The following is a 22,522-nucleotide window of genomic DNA, read 5'->3' on the forward strand; positions in this document are numbered from 1 at the left end:
GCTCGTGCATAATCCCGCACAATAGGGATTATTCGCACCTCAATTGTGCGATAGGCGTGCAGATGAGCGACCTCTACCTCAACCTTCAGACCTTCGCGCGCGTGGCGGAGCGGCTCAGCTTCACCGGCGTGGCGGACGAAACCCATATCAGCCACACGACCGTCGCGCGACGCATCGATCAACTGGAGGAGCATTTCGGCGCGCGGCTGATCAACCGCTCTACGCGCCGCCTTTCGCTGACGCCGGAGGGCGAACGGCTGCTGGAGCATGCGCGGCGCGTGGTGGCGGAGATTACCCATGTCGAGGCGGATCTGGCCGGCATCCGCACGGTGCGCGGCGTGGTCCGCGTCGGCGTGACGACCGCGCTGGGCCTGCATTACGCCGAGCGGCTTCATGTACTCGCCGCGCGGCACCCGGAATTGTGCGTCGAATTCGCGGTGGCGGACTGGCAGGACAGTTTGATCGAGAGCGGCGTGGATCTCGCGTTGCTGGTGGGCGATCCCGCGCCCGAGGCGCTCGGCATGGAGAGGCTGGGGCTCGTGCACCGCAGTCTGGTCGCCTCGCCCGCTTATCTCGCGCGGCGCGGCGTGCCGGCGGCGGTGAGCGATCTGCTGGATCATGCCTGCATCACCTATGGCTACGGCACGATGCCGACCATCTGGGACATAAGCGGCGAAGGCTGGCGCGCGCGCGGCCCCTTCCGCGCGAACAGCAGCGAGGCCGTGTTGCGCGCGGCGCTCAGCGGCCTCGGCATCGCGCTGCTGCCGGATATTCAGGTGGCGGCCGGGATCGCCGCGTCGCAACTCGTGCCCGTGCTGCCCGATGCCGATATCAGTCCGCTGCGCCTCTCGATCGGCCACCGCTTCACCGGCGCGCCGCTGCCGCAGCGCGTGCAGGCGGTGCTGGATTTCCTGATCGGGCAATTCCCGGAGGGGTGAAAGCGGGGGAGGCGGGCGTCGATCGCGGGCCGAACGTTACCTGAAAGTCACGCCCGCGAAGCGGATCGCGGCACGTCACCCACGGGCCATCGATATGCCTCCGTAACGTCATCGTTCCGCAACGGTCGGAGTTCATCGAGCGCCCAGACGCCGCATCGGCGCGAAAAAAGGGCTCCCTCACATGATCAGATCGACCGCGCTGGCGAGTGTCGCATTGGCTGCTTTGGTTTCGTTCGCATCGACCGCGGCGCAGGCCGAAGCCGGCGCGGCTGCGGACGCCGCGGCCCCGGATGCCCCGGCCGCAGACGCAGGTGATGCCGCCGGCCAGGGCGACGAGATCACCGTGCTCGGCTTCGGCCGCGCCCGCCAGGTGCAGGAAGTGACCAAACTCGACATCGAGCGGCTGGTGCCGGGCGCGAGCCCGCTCAAGGCGATCTCCAAGCTGCCGGGCGTCAATTTCCAGGCGGCCGATCCGTTCGGCAATTATGAATGGGCGGTCCGCATCTCGCTGCGCGGCTTCAACCAGAACCAGCTCGGCTTCACGCTGGACGACGTGCCGCTGGGCGACATGAGCTATGGCAACGTCAACGGCCTGCACATCAGCCGCGCGATCATTTCCGAGAATGTCGGCCGTACGGCGGTGTCGCAGGGCGCGGGCGCGCTGGATACGGCCTCGACCAGCAATCTGGGCGGCACGATCCAGTTCTATTCGGATGCCCCCAAGGACAAGACCGACATCTCGGTCGCCGGCACTTATGGCGCGGACGATATGGCGCGCGCCTATGTCCGGCTGGATTCGGGCGACATGACCGGCAATGGGCTGAAGGGCTATCTTAGCTACGCTTTCTATCGCACCGACAAGTGGAAGGGTGCGGGCGCCCAGCGCCAGCATCAGGCCAATGCCAAGCTGGTGCAGGATCTGGGCGATCTCGGCAGCATCTCGGCCTTCCTGAATTTCTCGGATCGCCGCGAGACCGACTATCAGGATCTCAGCCTCGACATCATTGCGCCGCGCGGCCTGCGGAACGACAATTTCACGAAGACGAGCGATTATGCGACGGCTATCGCGCTCGCCAAGGCCTATCAGAACCAGGTCTCGATCGCGGCCGGCACCGGCCGGGTGTGGGCGGGCGCGGCGACGAGCCTGCCGGCCGGCGTGACGATCGACGATCAGTATTTCGACGCGGGCGGCCTGCGTCGCGACTATCTCGGCGGCGTGACGTTCGACGCGCATCTGACGCCCGAATTCACGCTGAAGACGACCGGCTATTATCACACCAACAAGGGCCAGGGATCGTGGATCACGCCCTATTCGCCCACGCCGGCCGGCGCGTTCAACGAGGATGGCAGCGTCATCACGGCGCCCAGCCCGCTCGGCTTCCGCACGACGGAATATTCGATCCATCGCGGCGGCGTGTTGAGCAGCGGCACGTGGGAACATGGGATCAACACGTTCGTGATCGGCGGCTGGTATGAGAGCAACAGCTTCCGCCAGGCGCGTCGTTTCTACGGCATGACGGACAGCGCCCAGCCCAATCGCGACACGCTTTCGTTCCAGAAGAATGCCTATCTCACGCAGTGGGACGGCAAGTACGATACCGAGACGGCGCAGTATAATGTCAGCGACACGATCAAGCTGCTCGACGACACGCTCGTCCTGAACGGCGGCTGGAAGGGCGTCTATGTCGTCAACCGCGCGGACATGACGGTGGCGGGCGGGCTCGCCTCTGGCCGGATCAGCGCCAAGGACATGTTCCAGCCGCAGGCGGGCGTCGTGTATCACGCGACCTCCTCGACCGAGCTGTTCGCGGATTATACCGAGAATATGCGCGCCTTCGTCGGTTCGGCGACGACCGGACCCTTCTCGACGACGCAGGTGGGCTTCAACGCGATCCGCGGCCAGCTGAAGCCGGAGCGCTCCAAGACCTATGAAGGCGGCGTGCGCTTCCGCCATGGTCCGCTGCAGGCGTCGGCCGTCGGCTATTATGTCGATTTCACCAATCGCCTGCTCGCCTTCCAGAACGGCGCCGGCATCATCGGCAATCCGTCGACGCTGAACAATGTGGGCGGCGTCCACACCTATGGCGCGGAAGTCACGGCCAATTATCGCATCCTGCCGCCGCTCTCGCTGTTCGCGAGCTATTCGTACAACAATTCCAAATATGCGGACGACGTCGTCTCGGCCACCGGCGCGGTGCTCGTCGCGACCGACGGCAAGACGGCCGTGGACAGCCCCAAGCACATGCTGAAGGGCGAGGTCGTCTATGACGACGGCCAGATCATGGCGCGGGTCGGCGCGGACTATATGACCAAGCGCTACTTCACCTATCTGAACGACCAGTCGGTGCCCGATCGCGTTCTGGTGGATGCCTCGGTCGGCTACACCTTCCGCGGCACCGGCGCGCTGAACGGCGTCGGCATCAGCGTCAACGTCACGAACCTCACCGACAAGAAGTATGTCTCGACGATCGGCTCGAACGGCTTCACCGCCTCGGGCGATAACCAGACGTTGCTGGCTGGCGCACCCCGCCAGTGGTTCGTGACGCTGAAGAAGGGCTTCTGACGGTTTAGCCGGGGCAAATGTCCGTACCCCGTGAAGGCTGCCGTCGCGGCCTTCACAGGGTACGGCCCCCACTGGCATGCGAAGGTGGGGCGGGCCGTGCCTTGAGAGGGGAGGCGGCAGATCGCTCAAATCCCGCCCAAAATGGCCGCGTATTAACTGTCCGATAACTATACGGCCGTCCGCATCCCCGACATTATGGTTAACGCTTGGAAAAGCGGCCATAGGGGAAATGACGGTGATCAAGTGGTGTGCGCTCGGATTGGGAGCTTTGGCGGCGGGCGTGGCGACGCCGGCTGAGGCTGTACGCGATACGGCTTATTATTCGTCGCTGACCGTGTTCGGTGACAGTCTGGTGGATGCCGGCAATCTGTATTTGTCCAACGGCGGCACGCGGCCCGATCCGGCATTGGGCTATTATCAGAACCGTTTCACCAACGGCTATGACTATACGGATCTGCTCTCGCTCGATCTGTTCGGCACCGCGACCAAGCCGTCGCTGCAGGGCGGCAACAATTTCGCTTATGGCGGCGGGCGCATCGTCGATACGGGCGACGTCATTCCCGACATGGCGAAGCAGATCGACACGTTCGAGGCGACGGGCCGCACGGTCGATCCCAACGGGCTCTACGTCGTCAATTTCGGCGCCAATGACGTGTTCGGCGCGAAGGGCGTGTTCGGTCCGGTCGGCGCGATCGGGGACTATCCCACCGTCAGCGCCTATCTGCAGGCGGCGGCCGAGCAATATGTCGCCGGCGTGCAGCGGCTGAACGATCTCGGCGTCCGCAACATCCTGATGACCGATTTCCCGCTGTTCGGCGATCCGTACACGATCGAGGCCAATAGCTATCTGAACGCGGCGCTCGCCAATCTGTCGCTGGATCCGGACACGACCTTCATGTTCTACAGCCTCAGCGACTTCAATCGCCGCGTGCTGACCAATCCGGCGTCCTTCGGCCTGCCGCAGATGAACACCACCGTCAGCTGCATCCAGGCCAGTGCGCAGGCCACGAACTGCGAAGGCTATTTCTCGTTCGACGGCATCCACCCGATCGCGGCGGTGCAGGCGGCGGGCTATGCCGATATCAACCGGCTGTTCGGCCTGAACGCGGCGCAGGCGGTGCCGGAGCCGATGAGCTGGGTGATGATGGTGGCGGGCTTCGGCGCGATCGGCGCGACGATGCGCTATCGCCGTCGCCGTACGACGATCACCTACGCCTGATCGTCCGGTTCCGGGCTCTCCGGGGCCCGGAACCCGCATCATGAAGGGCAGGGTAGGTCCTGCGGCGACGGGCCTGACCGATCGCCGCATGACCTTGGAAGAAAAGGGGAGCGGGGCGTTACGCCGTCTGTCGGCGCGGCCTCCGCGCGCGGCGCAGCGCCGTGCCGGTCAGTCCCAGGCCCACGATCATCATGCCCCACGTCGCCGGCTCGGGCACGGCTCCGGTCGGATCGGCCTGGACGATCGAGATGTTTCGAAAGCCGATATATTCATTCGCGAAGGTGATCCGGCTGATCTCTGCCGTGTCGTAGCTGAAGCCCATGAAGCCAGGCTGCACCTGATAGCCGTTCCGCTCCATCACGATACGGTCGAGCAGGTTTCCGCTCGCATCGAAGGCGGAAATGATCGCGTCGGACGAGGACGCATATTCGGTCGAACTGATCTCCGCCAGAAAACCGGACAGCGGCGTGGCGAAGGTCAATGTCACCGTGCCACGGCCGACGTTGAGGCCGATCATGGACGTCCCGCTCCAGAGGCTGTCGGGGGCGAAACCATAGTCACCCGTATAGCCGAAGAGCGAATTGCCCGAGGTGGATGTGGCGGTGATACCAGGACCGAACGAGATCGGGCCCTTCATGCCCGTGGGCTCGTCGCCTGCGATTACCGGAATATCGACCGCTACCCCATCGTCCAGCGACGAGATGATCGTAGCCGTCGCAGGTGAAAACGACGTCAGGGCTATGGCGCCTGCGACCCATGCTGCGCGAATCTTCATGATCTTCGATTCCCCACCGAACCTTGGATGGGATGTCGTTAACCAGTTCTGGCGCGTGCGGAAAGCGATGCAGGCCAGGAATTGGCTTGAAAGCTGCATCGATAATCCTGTGCCAAGACGCGCGGCTCGTTCGCGTCGACCTTCAGATCGTTCGTAAAGTCGTTTCATCCGTCGAAGGGGGGGGCGGCGGTATCGAAGGAAAAGTCGGCGCCTGTCGCGATGGCCCACTCCACCACCAACAAAAAGGGGGCCTTTCGGCCCCCTTTCCGTTTCAGCTCTTGAAGCGCTTGGACGATCAATCGTCGTCGCGGTTCAGGAAGGCCGGTGCGAACGGGGCCGGAGCCTCGTCGCCGCCTTCGCTGCGCTCACGGCGCGGGCCGCGATCACCGCCTTCGCGACGGGGGCCGCGGTCACCACCACGGCCGCCACGATCGCCGCCTTCACGGCGACGGTCGCCGCGCGGACGGTCACCGCGGTCGCCACGGTCGCCGCGATCACCACCCTCGCGCGGCTCGCGGGCCGGGCGGGTGTCTTCCAGCTCGGCGCCGGTTTCCTGATCGACGACGCGCATCGACAGACGGACCTTGCCGCGGCCGTCGATCTCGAGGACCTTGACCTTCACGTCCTGGCCTTCGCTCAGGACGTCGGACACCTTGGCGACGCGCTCGTTCTTGATCTCGGAGATGTGAACGAGGCCGTCCTTGCCGGGCATGAACGTGACGAAGGCACCGAAGTCCACCATCGAGGCGACCTTGCCGGTGTAGACCTTGCCGACCTCGGCCTCCATCGTGATGCCCTCGATCCACTTGCGGGCGGCCGCAATCTTCTCGGGGTCGGACGACGAGATCTTGACCGTGCCGTCATCCTCGATGTCGACCTTGGCGCCGGTGGTGGCCACGATCTCGCGGATCACCTTGCCGCCCGTGCCGATCACGTCGCGGATCTTGTCCTTGGGCACCGTCATCGTCTCGATGCGCGGCGCGTGAGCCGACAGTTCGCCCACCGAGGTGAGCGCCTTGGCCATCTCGCCCAGGATGTGCGCGCGGCCTTCCTTGGCCTGCTCGAGAGCGACGCGCATGATCTCTTCGGTGATGCCCGCGACCTTGATGTCCATCTGCATCGTGGTGATGCCTTCGGACGTGCCGGCCACCTTGAAATCCATGTCGCCGAGGTGATCCTCGTCGCCCAGGATGTCGGACAGGATCGCGAAATCCTTGCCTTCCAGGATCAGGCCCATCGCGATGCCCGAAACCGGGCGCTTCAGCGGCACGCCGGCATCCATCATCGACAGCGAGCCGCCGCAGACGGTGGCCATCGAAGAAGAGCCGTTGCTCTCCGTGATGTCCGACAGGACGCGGATCGTGTAGGGGAATTCCTCCGCCGTCGGCAGGACCGGGTGGAGGGCGCGCCACGCCAGCTTGCCGTGGCCGACTTCGCGGCGGCCCGGCGCGCCGAAGCGGCCGACTTCACCGACCGAATAGGGCGGGAAGTTGTAGTGGAGCATGAAGCGCTCGTACGACAGGCCGGAGAGGCCGTCGATCATCTGCTCGGCGTCCTTGGTGCCCAGCGTGGTGGAGCAGATGGACTGCGTCTCGCCGCGCGTGAACAGGGCCGAACCGTGGGCGCGCGGCAGGAAGTGCACCATCGCCTCGATCGGACGGATCTGCGTGGTGGTGCGGCCGTCGATGCGCGAGCCGTTCTTCAGGATGGCGCCGCGGACGATCTCGGCTTCCAGCTTCTTCATCAGCTTGCCGGCGGCCATCTGGTCCTGCGGCGTGGCGTCGGCGAACGCGGCCTTCGCCTTGGCGCGGGCATCGTTCAGCAGGTTCGAGCGCTTGGACTTGTCCGTCACCTTGTAGGCGGCGGTGATGTCCTTGCCGACGAGCTTCTTCAGCTTGTCCTTGGCGGCCGAGAGATCGGCCTGCTCGGCCATTTCCCAGGGCTCCTTCGCGGCCTTCTCGGCCAGATCGATGATGCCGTTGACGGCTTCGCGGCACGCCTTGTGCGCGAACTGGACGGCGCCGAGCATGATCTCTTCCGAAAGCTCCTTGGCTTCGGATTCCACCATCATCACGGCATTGCCGGTGGCGGCGACGACGAGGTCGAGATCGCTCGTCTTGGTGACTTCGGCCGACGGGTTCAGCACATATTCGCCGTCGATATAGCCGACGCGCGCGGCGCCGATCGGGCCCATGAAGGGCACGCCCGAAATGGTGAGCGCGGCGGACGCGGCGACCATCGCGAGGATGTCCGGCTCATTCTCGCCATCATAGCTCAGAACCTGGGCGATGACGTTGATCTCGTTGTAGAAACCCTCGGGGAAGAGGGGGCGGATCGGGCGGTCGATGAGGCGGGAGACGAGCGTCTCCTTCTCGGTCGCGCCGCGCTCGCGCTTGAAGAAGCCGCCGGGGATGCGGCCGGCCGCGCTATACTTTTCCTGATAGTGGACGGTGAGCGGGAAGAAATCCTGCCCTTCCTTGACGGACTTGGCGGCGGTCACCGCGCAGAGCACCACCGTCTCGCCGAGCGTCGCGAGCACCGCGCCGTTGGCCTGGCGGGCAACGCGGCCCGTTTCCAGGGTGAGGGTCTTGCCGCCCCACTGGATTTCCGTCTTCTTGATATCGAACATGTCGTTTCCTTCACTCCGGCACGCCCTATGCGGCCGGGGCCTATGGCGACCCCCCGGGATGTCGGCGGGGTCTGTCGGGCTGCCGGCCCGTGCGGTTCGGGACTATGCTGCCCCTTGGACGTCGGGCCTTATTGCCCTGGTCCCGGTTTTCATGCCCGTCATCCCGGCAAAGGCCGGGATCTGTCGAGGGACGGGCACCCCTGTCTCGCGAAACCCCGGCCTGGCCGGGACGACGCGGATATGAGAAGGGGCGACCTTTCGGCCGCCCCTTGCGTCACTTGCGAAGGCCGAGCTTAGCGATGAGAGCGCTATAGCGGTTGGCGTCCTTCTTCTTCAGGTAATCGAGCAGGCTGCGACGGTTGTTCACCATCATCAGCAGACCGCGACGCGAATGATTGTCCTTCGCGTGGGTCTTGAAATGCTCGGTCAGGTTGGTGATGCGCTCGGTGAGGATCGCGATCTGGACCTCGGGGGATCCGGTATCGCCCTCGACCTGGGCGTTGTCCTTGATGATTTCGGCCTTGCGGGCTGCGGTGATCGTCATGGTCATTCACTCCGACATCAGGTTGAACCCGCGCACCACCTTGATGTCCTGATCCATTTCCACGAGCGCTATGGGCGTAATGCCCTCGACCGCGAGATGGAGACCCGGTGATGCTGCGGTCCCGACGAGCCTGCGTCCCTGACGGAGCGCCACGGCCTGATCGGGGGAGACGGCGAGGACCGGGATGTCGTCCAGTCCGGCCGTCAGCGGCAGGAGCAGCTCCTGCAGCGACGCCCCTCTAGCGGACTCGTCCAATTTGTCCAGCGATATCGCCTGCTGGAGGGTGAAGGGCCCGGCCTTGGTGCGGCGGAGCATCGTGACATGGCCGACCGTGCCCAGCGCCAGCGCGATATCGCGCGCGAGGCTGCGGATATAGGTGCCCTTGGAGACGGAGGCGGAGAGGGTGATGCTGTCCAGTTCCTCCCTGCGCGCAGCGTGGGGAGGGGAGCCATCTGCGATGGGGAGGATCTGAAGCGCGTGGATCGTCACCGCCCGCTTGGCGAGTTCCACCTCCTCGCCCGCCCGCGCCAGCGCATAGGCCCGCTTCCCGTCCACCTTCAGCGCCGAATAAGCGGGGGGCACCTGCTCGATCGGGCCGGTGAAGCGTGGCAGGATCGCCTCGATCTCTGCCAGCGTCGGCCGCACGTCGCTTTCCGCAACGCTCTCGCCCTCGGCATCCAGCGTCGAGGTCTGCGCGCCGAAGCGGATCGTGAAATCATAGACCTTGTCGCTGTCGAGCATCCGCCCGGCGAGCTTGGTCGCCTCGCCGATCGCGATCGGCAGCACGCCGGTCGCCAGCGGATCGAGCGTGCCGCCATGGCCGACGCGCGCCTTGGGATGCCCCGCCACGCGCAGCGCGCGCTTCACGGCGGAGACGCCCTGCGTCGAGCCCAACTCCAGCGGCTTGTCGAGGATCAGCCAGCCGTGGAGCGGTGTCTTGATCGCGCTCACGGGCGCGCCTCGGGCAGAGAGGGAAGGGGTGTCACGGCAGCGAACGGCGGAAGAGAAGAAAGCAAACGCATCATGGCGCGGGCTTATGCGTCAGCCGTGCCCGTCACTCCAGTGGCCTGCCATTCGCGCTTCAGGATCGAGAAGACGCACGTGTCGCGCACATAGCCCGTCCAGGTCGCGCGTTCCTCGCGCAGCACGCCTTCCAGCACGCCGCCGATCTTGGCGATGGCCGCGCAGGACCGCTCATTGCGCGTGTCGGCGCGCAGCTCCACCCGGCGGATCCCGCAGGCGAAGGCATGATCGATCATCAGCCGCTTGAGTCGCCCGTTGAAGCCGGTGCCGCGCGCGGAGGGGCGCAGATAGGTGTTGCCGATCTCCACCGTCTGGTTGGCGAGCATCGTCAGGATATAGCCGCTCATGCCGACCAGCCGATCGCCGTCATGCACCGCGAAGATGATCCGGTCGGTCCGCGCCAGCAGGATATCGAACGCCGCGTCGAACGCGTCCGGCCCGAAATTGACCGGATAGATGGCCCAGATGTCCGGATCCTCGGCGCAGGCCGCGCCCAGCGCGGCGCGATGCGCCTCCGAGAGGCGGATGAGGCGGAGCGAGCCCTCGGACGGAGGACTCTCCAGCACCGCGCTCAATACATCCAGCTCCCCCACTGCGCCGTGACCTTCCAGTCGCCGGTCGGCGTGGGCTGAAGCGCGTAGAGCGTGCCCCAGTGATAGACGCGCACCGCGACGAACGCGATGTCGTTGCTCCGCTTCACGCCGGACAGCACGAACTGCGCGGTGCAGCCGACCGAGGCGTCCTTGCCCGGCCACCAGCGCGCATGGACGTTGCGCGGGATCCAGCTGTCCTTGACCAGCGCGACATGCGTGGCGACGGCGGCTTCGGACAGAGCGAAGGCCTGACCATCGATCACCGAGCGCTGGTCGCGCGGCAGCATGTCGCGGCGCACGGGCGGCTCGGGAATGTCGGCGCGGCGCTCGGCGGCCACGTCGTCGCGCAGCTCCTTCTGCGTCGGCATGGCGGGCGGGCGGAACGGCGTCGGCGGATACCATTCGAGCGCATAATAGCGCTCCAGCCGCCCACGCCGGGCGACACGATACTGGACGAGCGGGCTACCGTAGGTGATCCGCTCCACGCAGAGCGGCTTGCCGTCGGACGCCAGGAGGCTCAGAACGGAGCGGACGATCTTGCCGTCCGTATCCAGTTCGCCCGATTTGGCGCCTCCGCACGCCGTCAGCGCGAAGGCGAGCGACAGGATCCCGGCCCGTTTCGAGGCGTTTGCGAAATGCGAGAAGCGCATTTCGAGGCGGTGCCGCGATGCGCCGTCAGGCGCACTCTCAAACGTCTTCTTCATCCAGGTCCCGCCTCACCGTCGGAGAGTTAAGCAGCGCATCGATCCGTGCGCCTTCGTCAAAGCTTTCGTCGAGTTCGAAGCGGAGTTTCGCCGCATATTTGAGGTTCACGGCCTTGGCGATCTCGCTCTGGAGATAGGCCGTGTTGGTGCGAAGCGCCTTGAGCACGATCTCCTCCTCGCGGCCGAGCATCGGCTTCACGAAGACCATCGCATGGCGCAGATCGGGGGACATCCGCACTTCGGTGACGGAAACGGGGTGCTTGGCGAGCACGTCATCATGCACGTCGCCGCGCATCAGAATATCGGCCAGCTTGTGGCGCACCTGCTCGCCCACGCGCAGCAGGCGCACGGAGCGACCTTCGGTGGTCTGGTTCGTACGCATCCCACCCTCCCTAGAGGCCGCCGCTTCCCTTGGCGAGAGGGCGTTATCGCCATTTGCAATGCGATACGAAAGGGGAAGGTGCGCGGTTCCGCGACAATCCCGGCCAGTGCCCATTTCGCCGCACGGGATCGGTTTCGCCAGGAACAAGCCCACCCCTCAAAGGGTTCTTAACCATGCGACACCGGCCAGACGAGACCGGCGCTTCGTGGAGAGAATTTCCAGGAGGATAGAATGGGTTACGAGCGTAACGATCGCCGCTACGGCGGCGGCTATGGTGATGACCGCAATCGCGATTTCGGCAGCGATTCCGGCCGCTCCTACGGCTCTTCCTACGGTCGCGGCGGCGCGCCCCGCAGCGACTATAACGATTATCGCGGCAACCGTTTCGGTGACCGAAGCGATTATGGGCGGAGCGATTATGGTCGCGAGCCGCGCGGCTATGATTATCAGGACCGTGGATTCTTCGATCGCGCCGGCGACGAGGTCCGTTCGTGGTTCGGCGATGAAGAGGCTGAGCGCCGCCGCCGCGCCGACGAGCGCCTCGATGCGCGCTATGAGGGCCGCGCCGATCCGCGCTACCGCGATGGCGGCCGCTTCGCGCCTTACGGTTCCGGCTATGCCGGCCCGACCTTCGGCTCCGGTTACGGCCCCGATGTCGGCGGCGGTTACAGCCCCAGCGACTATGGCGCGGGACGCGGCGCCGGTGCGACCGGCAATTGGGGCCTCGGCGCGGGCAATGATCGCAACGATTGGGCGCGCGATCCCGGCTATCATTCGTGGCGCGAGCGCCAGATCGGCGAGTTCGATCAGGATTATGCCGAATATCGGCTCGAGCATCAGCAGAAGTTCGACAATGAATTTCACAGCTGGCGCCAGACCCGTCAGGGCCAGCGCGGCCTGCTCGCCCAGGTGCAGGAGCATCAGGAGGTGGTCGGCTCGGACGGCCAGCATGTCGGCACCGTCGATCATGTCCGTGGCGATCGCATCAAGCTGACCAAAAGCGATCAGGATGCGCGCGGCCATCACCACTCGATCCCGTCTTCGTGGCTCGTGTCGGTCGATGACAAGATCACGATCAGCAAGACGGCCGATCAGGCGAAGGCGCACTGGCGTGACGAGGATCGCAACAGCGGCGATCTGTTCGGGCGCGACGACGATCGCAGCACCCGGCTCAACCGGAGCTTTTCGGGCACTTACTGAGGCCCGGTGATCCGGCAGGAGAGGAGGGGCCCGGCCGTTTGGCCGGGCCCCTTTTTCATGTCCCGTTCACGGATCCGGCGGGAAAGCTGGAATTTCAGCGGACGAGGAAAAGGATGCTGGATTCCGCGACGTCGTAAATTATCGTGTCCGGGATTTATTCCAGAATTGAAAAATAGCGCGCGATTTCGCAGTCCATGGAAGGTTCAGGCCCCGTTCGTGTGTGCGGGGTGACAGGGAGGAAGAATATGGTCGTCATGAAGGCCGTCAGGTTCGCTTTGATCGCAACGGGGGCGCTGGCCTCTTTCTCCGTCGCCGCCGCGCCGGCCGACGTCATCACGGCCCGCCAGCAGGGCTACAAGCAGATCGGCCGCGCCTTCAAGGCGATCGGGGACAGCCTGAAGGCCACGCCGGACGTGGCCCTGATCCGCACCAACGCCGCCGTGATCGCGCAGCAGGCGCCCAAGATCACGAGCTGGTTTCCCGCCGGCACCGGCAAGGAAGCGGGCGTGAAGACCGGCGCCCTCCCGGCCATCTGGTCGCAGCGCGCCGAATTCGATGCCGATGCCAAGAAGTTCGCCGATGCCGCCAAAGCGTTCAACGGCGTCGCCGCCAAGGGCAATGTCGACGAGATCAAGACGGCCGCAGGCGCGCTCGGCCAGACCTGCAAGGGCTGCCACACCACCTTCCGCGAGCGCGATTCGTGAGCCTCATCCCTGAGGCGGGCGCCCGCGTCCGCCTTTGGGACTGGCCGGTCCGCATCTGCCACTGGTCGTTCGTGATCCTGCTTCCCGTCCAGTGGTGGACAATGAAGAAGGGCATGATCGACTGGCACATGCGCCTCGGTCTCGTGATGCTGGCGCTGGTGCTGTTCCGCATAGTGTGGGGTTTCATCGGGCCGGAGACGGCGCGCTTCAGCCGCTTCGTGAAGGGGCCGGGGCCGATCCTCGCCTATCTGCGCGGGAAAGCGGAGCCGGTCGTCGGTCACAATCCGGTCGGCGCGCTCAGCGTGATCGCCTTGCTGGGGCTGCTCGCCGCGCAGGTGGGCGTGGGCCTGTTCACACAGGACGTCGATGGCTTCGCCTCGGGCCCGCTCGCCATCTGGATATCCTATGATGCGGCGGACAAGGCGCGCCATTGGCACGGGCTGATCTTCAACCTGCTGCTCGCTTTCGTCGCGCTGCATCTGCTGGCGATCCTGTTCTACACCTTCGTGAAGCGCGACAATCTCGTGCGGCCGATGGTGACCGGCTATCGCCGCTTCGCCGAGGCGGTGACCCCGCCGCGCTTTGCGCCGCTGTGGCGGCTGGCGCTGGCGATCGTTGTTGCGGCGGGCATCGCCTGGTGGGTCAGCAAGGGCGCGCCGATCCCCGGCGTGAAGCCCCCACCGCCCAGCGATCCGTTCGCGCTGGCGCTGCAGGCGTTCCGGCGGGCGTGAGGGAGGTTTGAGCGGATTGCTCTCAACCCGTTCGTGCTGAGCGAAGTCGAAGCACGGGCTACACGCGACACCGTTTGCAGCACGTCCTTCGACTTCGCTCAGCACGAACGGGGAATGCGAGCGGTGTGACGTGGCGTGGAGCTTGACGCGCACGCGCCGTCAGGCCAAAGCGCGCCATCCCTTGGGGAGTAGCCGCCCGACGATACGGGGCGCACGTCAACAGACTTGGGCTCGGAGCGAACCGCTCCTTGAACATGGCGTGCGCGGCAATTGCTTGGCGAGACCATGGATCGGTAGGCGCTCGGGCCGGGCGCAGGCCGGTTCATGCGCGTCTCCGGCCCTTGGGGAAATTCCATGCCAAGCCTGATCCTGCCGCTCGTCCTGCTCATCGGTTCGGCCGTCATCATCTATCTGTCGTGCGAGTTTTTCGTGAACGGCGTCGAGTGGGTCGGCCGCAAGCTCGCGGTCGGCACGCAGGCGACGGGCACGGTGCTGGCGGCGTTCGGCACGGCGCTGCCGGAAAGCGTGGTGACGCTGGTGGCGGTGGCCTTCGGCGCCAGCGCGGCCTCCAAGGAGCTAGGCATTGGCGCGGCGCTCGGTGGCCCGCTCGCGCTCTCCACGATCGCTTATGCGACGGTGGGCGTCGTGCTGCTCGCCACCCGCCAGCGTTTTCCGCACACCGCCGAAGTACGCGCCGATTTCAAGGGTTTGCGCGACGATCAGGCCTGGTTTCTCGTCCTGTTCGCGCTGAAGGTCGCGCTGGGCCTCGTCCTCTTCTCGTTCAAGGCGTGGACCGGCCTGCTCTTCCTCGCCGCCTACGGCGTCTATGTGCTGCGCGAGATGCGCGGCGAGAGCAGCATCGCGGAAGAGGAGGAGATGGAGCCGCTCCGCCTCCAGCCCAAGGCGGCGGAGCCGCGCACGTCGCTGGCGCTTCTCCAGACCGGGCTGGCGCTGGTCGTGATCTTCCTCGCCTCGCGGACCTTCGTGGCGCAACTTGGGGTAATCGGCCCGGCTTTGGGGCTGCATCCGCAGCTGGTCGCGCTGCTGCTCAGCCCGATCGCGACCGAACTGCCCGAGACGATGAACGCGATCATCTGGGTGCGGCAGGGCAAATATCGCCTCGCGCTGGCCAACATCTCCGGCGCGATGATGATCCAGGCGACGATCCCCACCGCCTTCGGCCTGTTCTTCACGCCCTGGCTGCTGGGCCACGAACTGCTGATCTCGGCGGGCGTGACGGCGGCGGCGATCCTGACGATGCTGGTGACCTTCTCGCGCGGCGTGATCTCGCGGCGCCTGCTGGCGGCGATGGGGCTGTTCTACGTGGCCTTCGTGGGGATCCTGGTGGCGGTCACGTTCGCCTAGGTTTCCTCACCCCCGATCCCCGTTCGTCCTGAGCGTAGTCGAAGGACGTGCTTCAAACGGTGTCGCGCGCAGCCCGTGCTTCGACTTCGCTCAGCACGAACGGGTTTGGGAAGGGCGGGGGCGGTTCGCCCGCTCACAGCCGTCATCCCGGATCAAGTCCGGGGTGACGTTTCGATTACCGGTCGATCGAGCCCGTGAACGTATCGCACTGCGCCGGATCGCCCGAATCCAGCCCGCGCTTCAGCCAGGCCATGCGTTCGGCCGAGGTGCCGTGGGTGAAGCTGTCGGGCATCGGCGTGCGGCCGGCCTCGCGCTGGAGCGTATCGTCGCCGATCGCCTGCGCGGCGCGCATCCCTTCCTCCACGTCGCCCGGCTCGATCCGGTCGCGATTGTTCGCGGCCCACACGCCCGCATAGCAATCGGCCTGCAGTTCCATCTTCACCTGCAGCGCGTTGCCGCCCGCCTCGTTCGTCTGCTGCTGCCCGGCACGCACCTTGTCGGCGATGCCGGTGAGGTTCTGGACGTGATGGCCCACTTCGTGGGCGATCACATAGGCTTGGGCGAAATCGCCGCCCGCCTTGAAGCGATTGGCGAGTTCATCGAAAAATTCGGTGTCGAGATACACTTTGCGATCGGTCGGGCAGTAGAAGGGGCCCATCGCCGATTGCGCGGCGCCGCAGCCGGAGACGCCGCTGCGGCTGTAGAAGCTCAGGACCGTCGGCGAATAGCGGGCGCCCTGCGCCTGGAAGAGCTTGGCCCACGTATCCTCGGTGCTGGCCAGCACGCGGCAGGAGAAGCGGTGCGCGGGATCGGCCGCGCAGACCTGGGCCGCGCTCTTCTGCTCGATCCGCGCCTGCTGGGGCGCACCGCCGCCGCCGCCGAGCAGCGACAGCGGGTTCATGCCGAGCAGCATCATGCCGACGACGAGGACGAGGATGCCGCCAATGCCGAAGCGGCTGCCGATCAGCCCGAAGAGCAGGCCAAGGCCGCCACCTCCGCCTCCGCCGAAGCCCAGTCCGCCGCCACCTCCGCCACTCTGCTGCTCGACATTGTCGCTGTCCCGGTAATCGTCGAGCCGCATCGCCACATCCTGACCTGATCGTTACGCCACAAATGCGCCGGTCGGTGTTGCGGTTGCAAGTGTTGCGCTTCTCCCGCCCCTGCGCATCGTCTAAAACCTGAGTCTATGGCCGAAGCAGACCCCGCCGCCCGCTTGCTCCCCCTGCCGGACCAGGTGGCGCTCGTTCTCCAGGGCGGGGGCGCGCTGGGCTCGTTCCAGGTCGGCGTGTTCGAGGCGCTGGAGGAGCGCGGCATCGCGCCCAACTGGCTGGCCGGCATTTCCATCGGTGCGGTCAATGCGGCGCTGATCGCGGGCAATCCGCCGGGCAAGCGCATGGCCGCGCTGGAGGCCTTCTGGGAGGAAACCTCCTCCAGCCTGCCCAGCTTCCCCCTGATGACCGGCGACAACAGCCGCGAATGGCTGCACGAATGGTCCGCCGCCGTCGTCGCCACGACGGGCGTACCCGGCATGTTCGGCCCGCGCTGGCTCTCACCCTTCCTCGCGATGAACGGATCGTGCGAGGCGCTGAGCTTCTATGACACCGCGCCCCTGAAGAACACGTTGGACAAACTGGTCGACTGGGATCTGCTGAACGCGGGGCCGGTGCGGCTGTCGGTGGGGGCGGTCGAGATCGAGAGCGGCAATTTCTGCTTCTTCGACACGACCCGCGAGCGGATCGACGCGCGCCACATCATGGCATCCGGCGCGCTGCCGCCGGGCCTGCCGCCGGTGGAGATCGACGGCAAATATTGGTGGGACGGGGGCCTCGTCTCGAACACTCCGCTCACCCACATCCTGGACAATCAGGAGGAGGACATGCTCGTCTTCCAGGTGGATCTGTTCTCGGCCTCCAATCCGTCGCGCCCGCGCACGATCAGCGATGTCGTCGCCCGCGCGAAGGAGATCCAGTTTTCCAGCCGCACCCGGCAGGTATCGGACATGATTCTGAAGCTGCGCCGCGAGCGTGAGGCGATCCGCAACGTGCTGAAGAAATTGCCGCCCGCGATGAAGGACGATCCCGACGTGGCGAAGCTGGATGCGCTCGCCAACGAGCGCGCGCTGAGCCTCGTCCAGCTCATCTACCGCGCCAATGCGTGGGAAGGCGGTGCGCGCGATTATGAATTCTCCGCGCGCACGATGCGCGAGCATTGGGCGGCCGGCCGCGTCGCCGTGACCGAGACGATGACGAAATCCTCGGTGCTGGCCCGCAACATCCTCGACGGGAAGACGGCGGCCTTCGATCTGGTGCCGCGCTAGGCTGGATAAACTGGCCCCCCACCCGGTACTGTCATCCCGGACTTGATCCGGAATCCCGCTTTCTTCCTTCTCGCCACAAAGAAAAGCGGGCCCCCGGATCAAGTCCGGGGTGACGGTGGAAAAGCTTCTCTCAAATAAATCCGCTTTCCCGCGACGGATCGCGCCGTCCGCCCCGTTCAACGGCCATCGATCACCGCAAAATGGGATGGATCATGAACCCGTTGAACGTGCGTTTTCTCGTGGCCGGCCTGCTCCTGCTGCCCGTGGCCCTGACCGCCCAGACCGCGCCCCTGGCCGCCGGCATGAGTCTCGCCGATTTCCAGTCGGCCGGACGTAGCCGCATGATGGCGCTGGACGTGGATGGCGATGGCAAGATCAGCGCGAAGGAATTCGCCGCGCGGCCGGGGGCCGCGAAGGCGAAGGGGCGCATGGCCAAGTTCGCGGATCGCATGTTCGATCGGCTGGATACCAACAAGGACGGCGCGCTCGACAAGGGCGAGATCGATGCGATGCTCGCGACGCGTTTCCAGCGTATGGATACGGACAAGGACGGCATCCTTTCCGCCGCCGAGCGCGAGGCCGCGCGCGAACGGCTGAGTGGGATGATGGCGCGGCAGTGATGGCGGGCTGGGGTCCCTGTGGACACGATGGCGCTGGAGACGATGACTCTTGGGTGAGATCGAGCGCGCATCCGATCGCGGCGACGATCCCGATGCCGATCTCGTCCGCAGGATCGGGCAGGGGGACGGGCAGGCCGCCGGCACGCTCGTCGCGCGCAAGCTGCCGCGCCTCAAGGCACTGGGCGCGCGCCTGCTCGGCGATCCGCAGGAGGCCGAGGATATCGCGCAGGAGGTGTTCCTGCGCGTCTGGCGCCATGCCGCCGGCTGGACACCCGGTGCCGCGCGCTTCGACACCTGGATGCACCGCGTGGCGCTCAACCTTTGCTACGATCGGCTGCGCCGCCGCCGCGAGGCGCCCCTACCCGAAGGCTGGGACGCGCCCGACGATCGCGCCGGCCCCGATGCGGGGATCGAGACGGCGGGCGAGCAGGATCGGATCGCAGCCGCGCTCGCCGCTCTGCCGGATCGCCAGCGCGAGGCGATCGTGCTGACTTACTATCAGGAGCTGCGCAATGCGGAGGCGGCCGCGCTGATGGGCATTCATGTCGAGGCGCTGGAAAGCCTGCTCTCGCGCGGGCGGCGGGCGCTCAGGGCGCGATTGACCGAAGCCGGGCCGAATGGAGACAGGCGATGAGCGATATGGACCGCACCCGCTTCGAGGCGATCGTGGCCGCCTACGGCGCCGATCCTCGCCGCTGGCCCGAAGTCGAGCGCGCCGCCGCCGAGGCGTTCGGGCGGAGCGATGCCGCGGCCGCGCGCCTGCTGGACGAGGAATGGGCGTTCGATGCGCTCCTGCTGAGCCACATGGTCGCTCCGCCATCCGCCGCGCTGGCCGCGAGCATCGTCGCGCTGCATCCGCGCGCCCGTGTCTGGACCCGCGCGCGGATCGGCTGGTCCGCCTTGCTGCTCGCGCTGACGGGGGCGGCGGGCGTGGCGGCGGGATCGGCCGCCACGGCGGCGGCGCTGACGATCGCGACGCCCGCGATCGACGCGCGCGAGACCGGCACGGCCTTCGGCGATCTGGCAGAGGCGGAGATCGGGCGATGAGCCGCACCGTCAAAATCCTGCTGATCGTCTCGCTGGTGCTGAACATCTTTCTGGTCGGTGCGATAGTGGGCGGTGTGTGGCGCTGGACGCATGGCTATGGCACGCGCCCCGGCTGGCGCGTCCAGGCGGCCGACGCGCTCGAGCCGGGGCAGCGGCGCCAGTTCCGCGCGGCGATGCGCCAGACCGCGCTCGCCTCGCGCGGGCTGGTGATCGAGGGGCGGCAGGCGCGCGCGGAGGCGGCGAAGCTCTATGTGCAGCCGAATTTCGATGGCGCGGCGGTGTCCGCCCAATTGGATCGCGCACGACGGGCCGATGTGGAATTGCGGACACGACTGGAGCGCCGTGTGGTGGATTTCTCGGCGAGCCTCCCGCTGGCGGAGCGCGAAAAGCTGGCCGCCGCGCTGCGGCAGGGGCCGCTGAGGCAGCCACTGGCTCCGAAGAAGAAGTAGCGCGCCACCGCCGTCGGTTCAGGGTGACGATCAGAAAAAGAAAAGGGCCGCGACGGATTGTTCCGCGTCGTGCGTTGAACCCGGTCAGTAGCTTGGAGTGACATCATGGCGCCTTCGCCCTCGCCAGCCTCGATCGCGCTGAACCGCTTCGGCCTCGGCGCCCGGCCCGATGACGTGCCGCCCGGCGATCCGAAGCGCTGGCTGCTCGACCAGTTCGATCGCTACGATCCGCGTCCGCCCGCCTTCGCCGCGCTCCCCGACGGCACGCAGCTGGCGGCGGAGTATTTCGCCGATCAGATGGCGCTGGCCGAAGCGCGCAAGCAGGCGAAGGCGGCCGCGAACGATCCCAAACAGGATGCCGCCACTCTGGCCGCGCGCAAGGACGTGAATGCCGGGGTGCGCGAGGCCTATCGTGCCGCCACCAACGCCCGCATGGCCAGTGCGCTCGCGACCGAGACCCCTTTCGTCGAGCGGCTCGTCCATTTCTGGGCCAACCATTTCGCGCTTTCCGCCGACAAGCCGCAGGTGACGATCTTCGCCGGCGCCTATGAGATGGAGGCGATCCGCCCGCATGTGCTGGGCAGGTTCGAAGATATGCTGCTCGCGGTCGAGCGGCATCCGGCGATGCTCTATTATCTGGATCAATTCCGTTCGGTCGGGCCCGACAGCCGGGCCGGGCTGCGCGCGGCCCAGTTGCGGCCGGATCGTCCGCTCGGCCTGAACGAGAATCTCGCGCGGGAGATCATGGAACTGCACACGCTCGGCGTCCGCACCGGCTATGCCCAGGCCGACGTCACCGAATTCGCGCGCGCGCTCACCGGCTGGTCGATCGGCGGCAAGGGCCCCGGCGCGGGACCCGGCGGCGACAAGGATGATGGCGCGCTCGGCCGCTTCCAGTTCCGTCCCAATATCCACGAGCCCGGCACGCGCACGATCCTCGGCAAAGCCTATTCCGAGGAAGGCGAGGGACAGGCGAAAGCGGTGCTGCATCGGCTCGCCACCTCGCCCGCCACCGCGAAGCACGTCTCCACCAAGCTCGCGCGCCATTTCGTGGCGGACGATCCGCCGCCCGCTCTCGTCGATCGCATGACGGCGGCCTTCCTGAAGCATGACGGCGATCTCACCGCGGTCTATCGCGTGCTGATCGCGGCCCCCGAAAGCTGGGCGGCGGTGCCCACCAAGTTCAAGAGCCCGTGGGAGTGGACTGTCTCGTCGATGCGCGGGCTCGGTCGGCGCGATCTGGGCCAGACCGACATCGCGCCGATGCAGAACCAGCTCGGCCAGCCCGTGTGGCGGCCGGGGTCACCGGCGGGTTATGACGATATCGCCGCCACCTGGGCCTCGCCCGACGCGCTGATGCGCCGCGTCGAACTGGCGCAGCGCTTCGCGTCCACGGCGGGCGACCGGATCGATGCGCGCGCACTGGCCCCGAAGCTGATGCCCGCCGCCGTCTCGCCCGCCACCACCACGGCACTGGCACAGGCCGAGAGCGGCGCGACCGCGCTGGCCCTGCTGCTCGTCAGCCCCGAATTCCAGAGGAGGTGAGCATGAGCGACCACCACCATCTTCCCCGGCGTGATCTCCTGAAGTTCGCGGCGCTCGGCGGCGCGATGCTCGTTGCGCCGCGCATGGCGCTGGCGGCGGTGGAGACGGACAGCCGCTTCGTCTTCATCATCCAGCGCGGCGCCGCCGACGGGCTCAATATCGTGATCCCCTATGCCGATCCCGATTATGCGAAGCTGCGCGGCGCGCTGGCGATCGATCCCGCACGCGCGACCAAGCTGGACGGCCAGTTCGCGCTCCATCCCGCGCTCGTGCAGGCGGCGGCGATGTATGGGCAGAAGCAGGCGATCTTCGTCCACGCCACCGCCTCGCCCTATCGCGATCGTTCGCATTTCGACGGGCAGAATGTGCTCGAGACGGGCGGCACCGCGCCTTATGCGGTCCGCGACGGCTGGCTCAACCGGCTCGTCGGCCTGCTGCCCAAGGCGCGCGACGAGGCGATCGCCTTCGCGCCGACCGTGCCGCCGGCGCTGCGGGGCCCCGCCGAGGTCGCCTCCTACGCCCCATCCGCATTGCCGCAGCCGACCGACGATCTGCTGCTGCGTGTCGGCCGCCTCTATCAGGCCGATCCCCAGCTTCATCCGCTGTGGGAGGCGGCGCGCGAGGCGCGCGGCATGGCGGCGGACGAAAATGCGGGACGCGCGCCCGCTGATCTGGGCAAGCTCGCCGCCTCCTTCCTGTCCCGTCCGGATGGCCCGCGTATCGCCATGCTGGAGACGGGCGGCTGGGATACGCATACCGGACAGGATTTCCGCCTGACCGCGCAATTGAAGGCGCTGGATCAGATGCTGGCGGCCTTGCGCGACGGGCTCGGCGATACGTGGAGCAAGACGGTGGTGGTCGTCGCCACCGAATTCGGCCGCACCGCCGCCGCCAACGGCACAGGCGGCACCGATCACGGCACGGGCTCGGCCGCGATGCTGTTCGGCGGTGGCCTGAAGGGCGGGCGCGTGATCGCGGACTGGCCGGGGCTCGCGCAGGCGCAGCTCTACCAGCAGCGCGACCTGAACGCGACGACGGGGCTGGACAGCGTGATCGCCGGGCTGGCGGCGGAGGCGTTCGGCATCGAGCCGGACCGCGTCCGTCGTACCCTGTTCGCGCAGGCTCCCGCATCACGTCCGCTGGAGGGATTGCTGCAGCGGGCGTGAAGCGACCG

22 protein-coding genes and 1 riboswitch are annotated in these 22,522 nt (G+C 66.7%); of the genes, 14 read left to right on the top strand and 8 right to left on the bottom strand.

The genetic code is table 11. The annotated features are described in order from the left end of the window. The first annotated feature begins 62 nt into the window (after window positions 1-62). The 3 genes from HL653_RS15280 to HL653_RS24300 all read left to right on the top strand — a co-directional run bounded on the left by HL653_RS15280 (window position 63) and on the right by HL653_RS24300 (window position 4,720). Window positions 63-938, top strand: coding sequence for a LysR family transcriptional regulator (locus HL653_RS15280; protein ID WP_171745281.1), 876 nt, complete (start codon window positions 63-65; stop codon window positions 936-938). 181 nt (window positions 939-1,119) lie between these two features. Continuing rightward, window positions 1,120-3,501, top strand: coding sequence for a TonB-dependent receptor (locus HL653_RS15285; RefSeq protein WP_171745282.1), 2,382 nt, complete (start codon window positions 1,120-1,122; stop codon window positions 3,499-3,501). Window positions 3,502-3,736: 235 nt separating this feature from the next. After that, complete coding sequence (locus HL653_RS24300; RefSeq protein WP_171745283.1) at window positions 3,737-4,720, top strand: SGNH/GDSL hydrolase family protein; 984 nt, start codon at window positions 3,737-3,739, stop codon at window positions 4,718-4,720. Between the two features lie 118 nt (window positions 4,721-4,838). On the opposite strand, the gene HL653_RS15295 is transcribed toward HL653_RS24300, so the two are convergent. The 7 genes from HL653_RS15295 to rbfA all read right to left on the bottom strand — a co-directional run bounded on the left by HL653_RS15295 (window position 4,839) and on the right by rbfA (window position 11,370). Further along, a complete protein-coding gene (locus tag HL653_RS15295; protein ID WP_253716919.1) occupies window positions 4,839-5,495 on the bottom strand; it encodes a PEPxxWA-CTERM sorting domain-containing protein in 657 nt (218 codons plus the stop codon). Window positions 5,496-5,790: 295 nt separating this feature from the next. Continuing rightward, entirely contained in the window at window positions 5,791-8,124 is a 2,334-nt protein-coding gene (pnp, locus tag HL653_RS15300) for a polyribonucleotide nucleotidyltransferase (RefSeq protein WP_171745284.1), read from the bottom strand. 274 nt (window positions 8,125-8,398) lie between these two features. Further along, on the bottom strand, window positions 8,399-8,668 hold the full coding sequence (rpsO, locus tag HL653_RS15305; protein ID WP_171745285.1) for a 30S ribosomal protein S15: 270 nt from the start codon (window positions 8,666-8,668) through the stop codon (window positions 8,399-8,401). Between the two features lie 6 nt (window positions 8,669-8,674). Beyond that, on the bottom strand, window positions 8,675-9,619 hold the full coding sequence (truB, locus tag HL653_RS15310; RefSeq protein ID WP_253716921.1) for a tRNA pseudouridine(55) synthase TruB: 945 nt from the start codon (window positions 9,617-9,619) through the stop codon (window positions 8,675-8,677). A gap of 83 nt (window positions 9,620-9,702) precedes the next feature. Then, complete coding sequence (locus HL653_RS24305; protein ID WP_367613614.1) at window positions 9,703-10,257, bottom strand: GNAT family N-acetyltransferase; 555 nt, start codon at window positions 10,255-10,257, stop codon at window positions 9,703-9,705. 5 nt (window positions 10,258-10,262) lie between these two features. After that, window positions 10,263-10,988, bottom strand: a complete 726-nt coding sequence (locus HL653_RS24310; RefSeq protein WP_253716925.1) for a hypothetical protein — start codon at window positions 10,986-10,988, stop codon at window positions 10,263-10,265. Continuing rightward, the gene (gene rbfA, locus HL653_RS15320) at window positions 10,972-11,370 is read right to left on the bottom strand and encodes a 30S ribosome-binding factor RbfA (protein WP_171745288.1); all 399 of its coding nucleotides are present in this window, start codon (window positions 11,368-11,370) and stop codon (window positions 10,972-10,974) included. The genes HL653_RS24310 and rbfA overlap by 17 nt, the downstream gene beginning before the upstream one ends. Window positions 11,371-11,601: 231 nt before the next feature. On the opposite strand from rbfA, the gene HL653_RS15325 reads away from it, so the two are divergent. From HL653_RS15325 to HL653_RS15340, 4 genes are all read left to right on the top strand, one after another. Beyond that, window positions 11,602-12,570 carry a DUF2171 domain-containing protein gene (locus HL653_RS15325; protein ID WP_171745290.1) on the top strand — a complete coding sequence of 323 codons (969 nt, stop codon included), beginning with the start codon at window positions 11,602-11,604 and terminating at the stop codon, window positions 12,568-12,570. 245 nt (window positions 12,571-12,815) lie between these two features. Continuing rightward, complete coding sequence (locus HL653_RS15330; RefSeq protein WP_171745291.1) at window positions 12,816-13,274, top strand: cytochrome c; 459 nt, start codon at window positions 12,816-12,818, stop codon at window positions 13,272-13,274. After that, a complete protein-coding gene (locus tag HL653_RS15335; RefSeq protein WP_216599875.1) occupies window positions 13,271-14,005 on the top strand; it encodes a cytochrome b/b6 domain-containing protein in 735 nt (244 codons plus the stop codon). The genes HL653_RS15330 and HL653_RS15335 overlap by 4 nt, the downstream gene beginning before the upstream one ends. Window positions 14,006-14,179: 174 nt before the next feature. Beyond that, window positions 14,180-14,357: riboswitch (yybP-ykoY riboswitch) on the top strand. Window positions 14,358-14,359: 2 nt separating this feature from the next. After that, complete coding sequence (locus HL653_RS15340; RefSeq protein WP_171745293.1) at window positions 14,360-15,370, top strand: sodium:calcium antiporter; 1,011 nt, start codon at window positions 14,360-14,362, stop codon at window positions 15,368-15,370. Between the two features lie 175 nt (window positions 15,371-15,545). Here the strand turns inward: HL653_RS15340 and HL653_RS15345 are convergent, their stop codons facing one another. Further along, window positions 15,546-16,451: a neutral zinc metallopeptidase gene (locus HL653_RS15345; RefSeq protein WP_171745294.1), complete on the bottom strand. Its 906-nt coding sequence runs from the start codon at window positions 16,449-16,451 to the stop codon at window positions 15,546-15,548. Window positions 16,452-16,556: 105 nt separating this feature from the next. Between HL653_RS15345 and HL653_RS15350 the strand changes: the two genes are divergently transcribed. From HL653_RS15350 to HL653_RS15380, 7 genes are all read left to right on the top strand, one after another. Continuing rightward, window positions 16,557-17,687 carry a patatin-like phospholipase family protein gene (locus HL653_RS15350; RefSeq protein ID WP_171745295.1) on the top strand — a complete coding sequence of 377 codons (1,131 nt, stop codon included), beginning with the start codon at window positions 16,557-16,559 and terminating at the stop codon, window positions 17,685-17,687. A gap of 212 nt (window positions 17,688-17,899) precedes the next feature. Continuing rightward, a complete protein-coding gene (locus HL653_RS15355; RefSeq protein ID WP_171745296.1) occupies window positions 17,900-18,307 on the top strand; it encodes a signal transduction protein in 408 nt (135 codons plus the stop codon). A 49-nt stretch (window positions 18,308-18,356) separates the two neighbouring features. Beyond that, window positions 18,357-18,941 (top strand): RNA polymerase sigma factor, encoded by a 585-nt coding sequence (locus tag HL653_RS15360; protein WP_253716927.1) that lies wholly within the window; start codon window positions 18,357-18,359, stop codon window positions 18,939-18,941. Then, window positions 18,938-19,354: a hypothetical protein gene (locus HL653_RS15365; protein WP_171745297.1), complete on the top strand. Its 417-nt coding sequence runs from the start codon at window positions 18,938-18,940 to the stop codon at window positions 19,352-19,354. Before HL653_RS15360 ends, HL653_RS15365 begins: the two co-directional genes overlap by 4 nt. Continuing rightward, window positions 19,351-19,803 carry a periplasmic heavy metal sensor gene (locus HL653_RS15370; RefSeq protein ID WP_171745298.1) on the top strand — a complete coding sequence of 151 codons (453 nt, stop codon included), beginning with the start codon at window positions 19,351-19,353 and terminating at the stop codon, window positions 19,801-19,803. Before HL653_RS15365 ends, HL653_RS15370 begins: the two co-directional genes overlap by 4 nt. A 105-nt stretch (window positions 19,804-19,908) precedes the next feature. Then, a complete protein-coding gene (locus HL653_RS15375) occupies window positions 19,909-21,348 on the top strand; it encodes a DUF1800 family protein (protein WP_171745299.1) in 1,440 nt (479 codons plus the stop codon). Between the two features lie 2 nt (window positions 21,349-21,350). Continuing rightward, window positions 21,351-22,514, top strand: coding sequence for a DUF1501 domain-containing protein (locus HL653_RS15380; protein ID WP_171745300.1), 1,164 nt, complete (start codon window positions 21,351-21,353; stop codon window positions 22,512-22,514). Window positions 22,515-22,522 lie beyond the last annotated feature (8 nt).

This window comes from Sphingomonas sp. AP4-R1, assembly GCF_013113735.1.
GTDB lineage: Bacteria > Pseudomonadota > Alphaproteobacteria > Sphingomonadales > Sphingomonadaceae > Sphingomonas_I.

Bases quoted from the DNA above. Each gene is read 5' to 3' on its own strand.
- HL653_RS15280 (WP_171745281.1), top strand. From the start codon at position 63: ATGAGCGACCTCTACCTCAACCTTCAGACCTTCGCGCGCGTGGCGGAG.
- HL653_RS15285 (WP_171745282.1), top strand. From the start codon at position 1,120: ATGATCAGATCGACCGCGCTGGCGAGTGTCGCATTGGCTGCTTTGGTT.
- HL653_RS15295 (WP_253716919.1), bottom strand. From the start codon at position 5,495: ATGAAGATTCGCGCAGCATGGGTCGCAGGCGCCATAGCCCTGACGTCG.
- pnp (WP_171745284.1), bottom strand. From the start codon at position 8,124: ATGTTCGATATCAAGAAGACGGAAATCCAGTGGGGCGGCAAGACCCTC.
- rpsO (WP_171745285.1), bottom strand. From the start codon at position 8,668: ATGACGATCACCGCAGCCCGCAAGGCCGAAATCATCAAGGACAACGCC.
- HL653_RS24310 (WP_253716925.1), bottom strand. From the start codon at position 10,988: ATGAAGAAGACGTTTGAGAGTGCGCCTGACGGCGCATCGCGGCACCGC.
- rbfA (WP_171745288.1), bottom strand. From the start codon at position 11,370: ATGCGTACGAACCAGACCACCGAAGGTCGCTCCGTGCGCCTGCTGCGC.
- HL653_RS15325 (WP_171745290.1), top strand. From the start codon at position 11,602: ATGGGTTACGAGCGTAACGATCGCCGCTACGGCGGCGGCTATGGTGAT.
- HL653_RS15330 (WP_171745291.1), top strand. From the start codon at position 12,816: ATGGTCGTCATGAAGGCCGTCAGGTTCGCTTTGATCGCAACGGGGGCG.
- HL653_RS15340 (WP_171745293.1), top strand. From the start codon at position 14,360: ATGCCAAGCCTGATCCTGCCGCTCGTCCTGCTCATCGGTTCGGCCGTC.
- HL653_RS15345 (WP_171745294.1), bottom strand. From the start codon at position 16,451: ATGCGGCTCGACGATTACCGGGACAGCGACAATGTCGAGCAGCAGAGT.
- HL653_RS15350 (WP_171745295.1), top strand. From the start codon at position 16,557: ATGGCCGAAGCAGACCCCGCCGCCCGCTTGCTCCCCCTGCCGGACCAG.
- HL653_RS15355 (WP_171745296.1), top strand. From the start codon at position 17,900: ATGAACCCGTTGAACGTGCGTTTTCTCGTGGCCGGCCTGCTCCTGCTG.
- HL653_RS15365 (WP_171745297.1), top strand. From the start codon at position 18,938: ATGAGCGATATGGACCGCACCCGCTTCGAGGCGATCGTGGCCGCCTAC.
- HL653_RS15370 (WP_171745298.1), top strand. From the start codon at position 19,351: ATGAGCCGCACCGTCAAAATCCTGCTGATCGTCTCGCTGGTGCTGAAC.
- HL653_RS15375 (WP_171745299.1), top strand. From the start codon at position 19,909: ATGGCGCCTTCGCCCTCGCCAGCCTCGATCGCGCTGAACCGCTTCGGC.
- HL653_RS15380 (WP_171745300.1), top strand. From the start codon at position 21,351: ATGAGCGACCACCACCATCTTCCCCGGCGTGATCTCCTGAAGTTCGCG.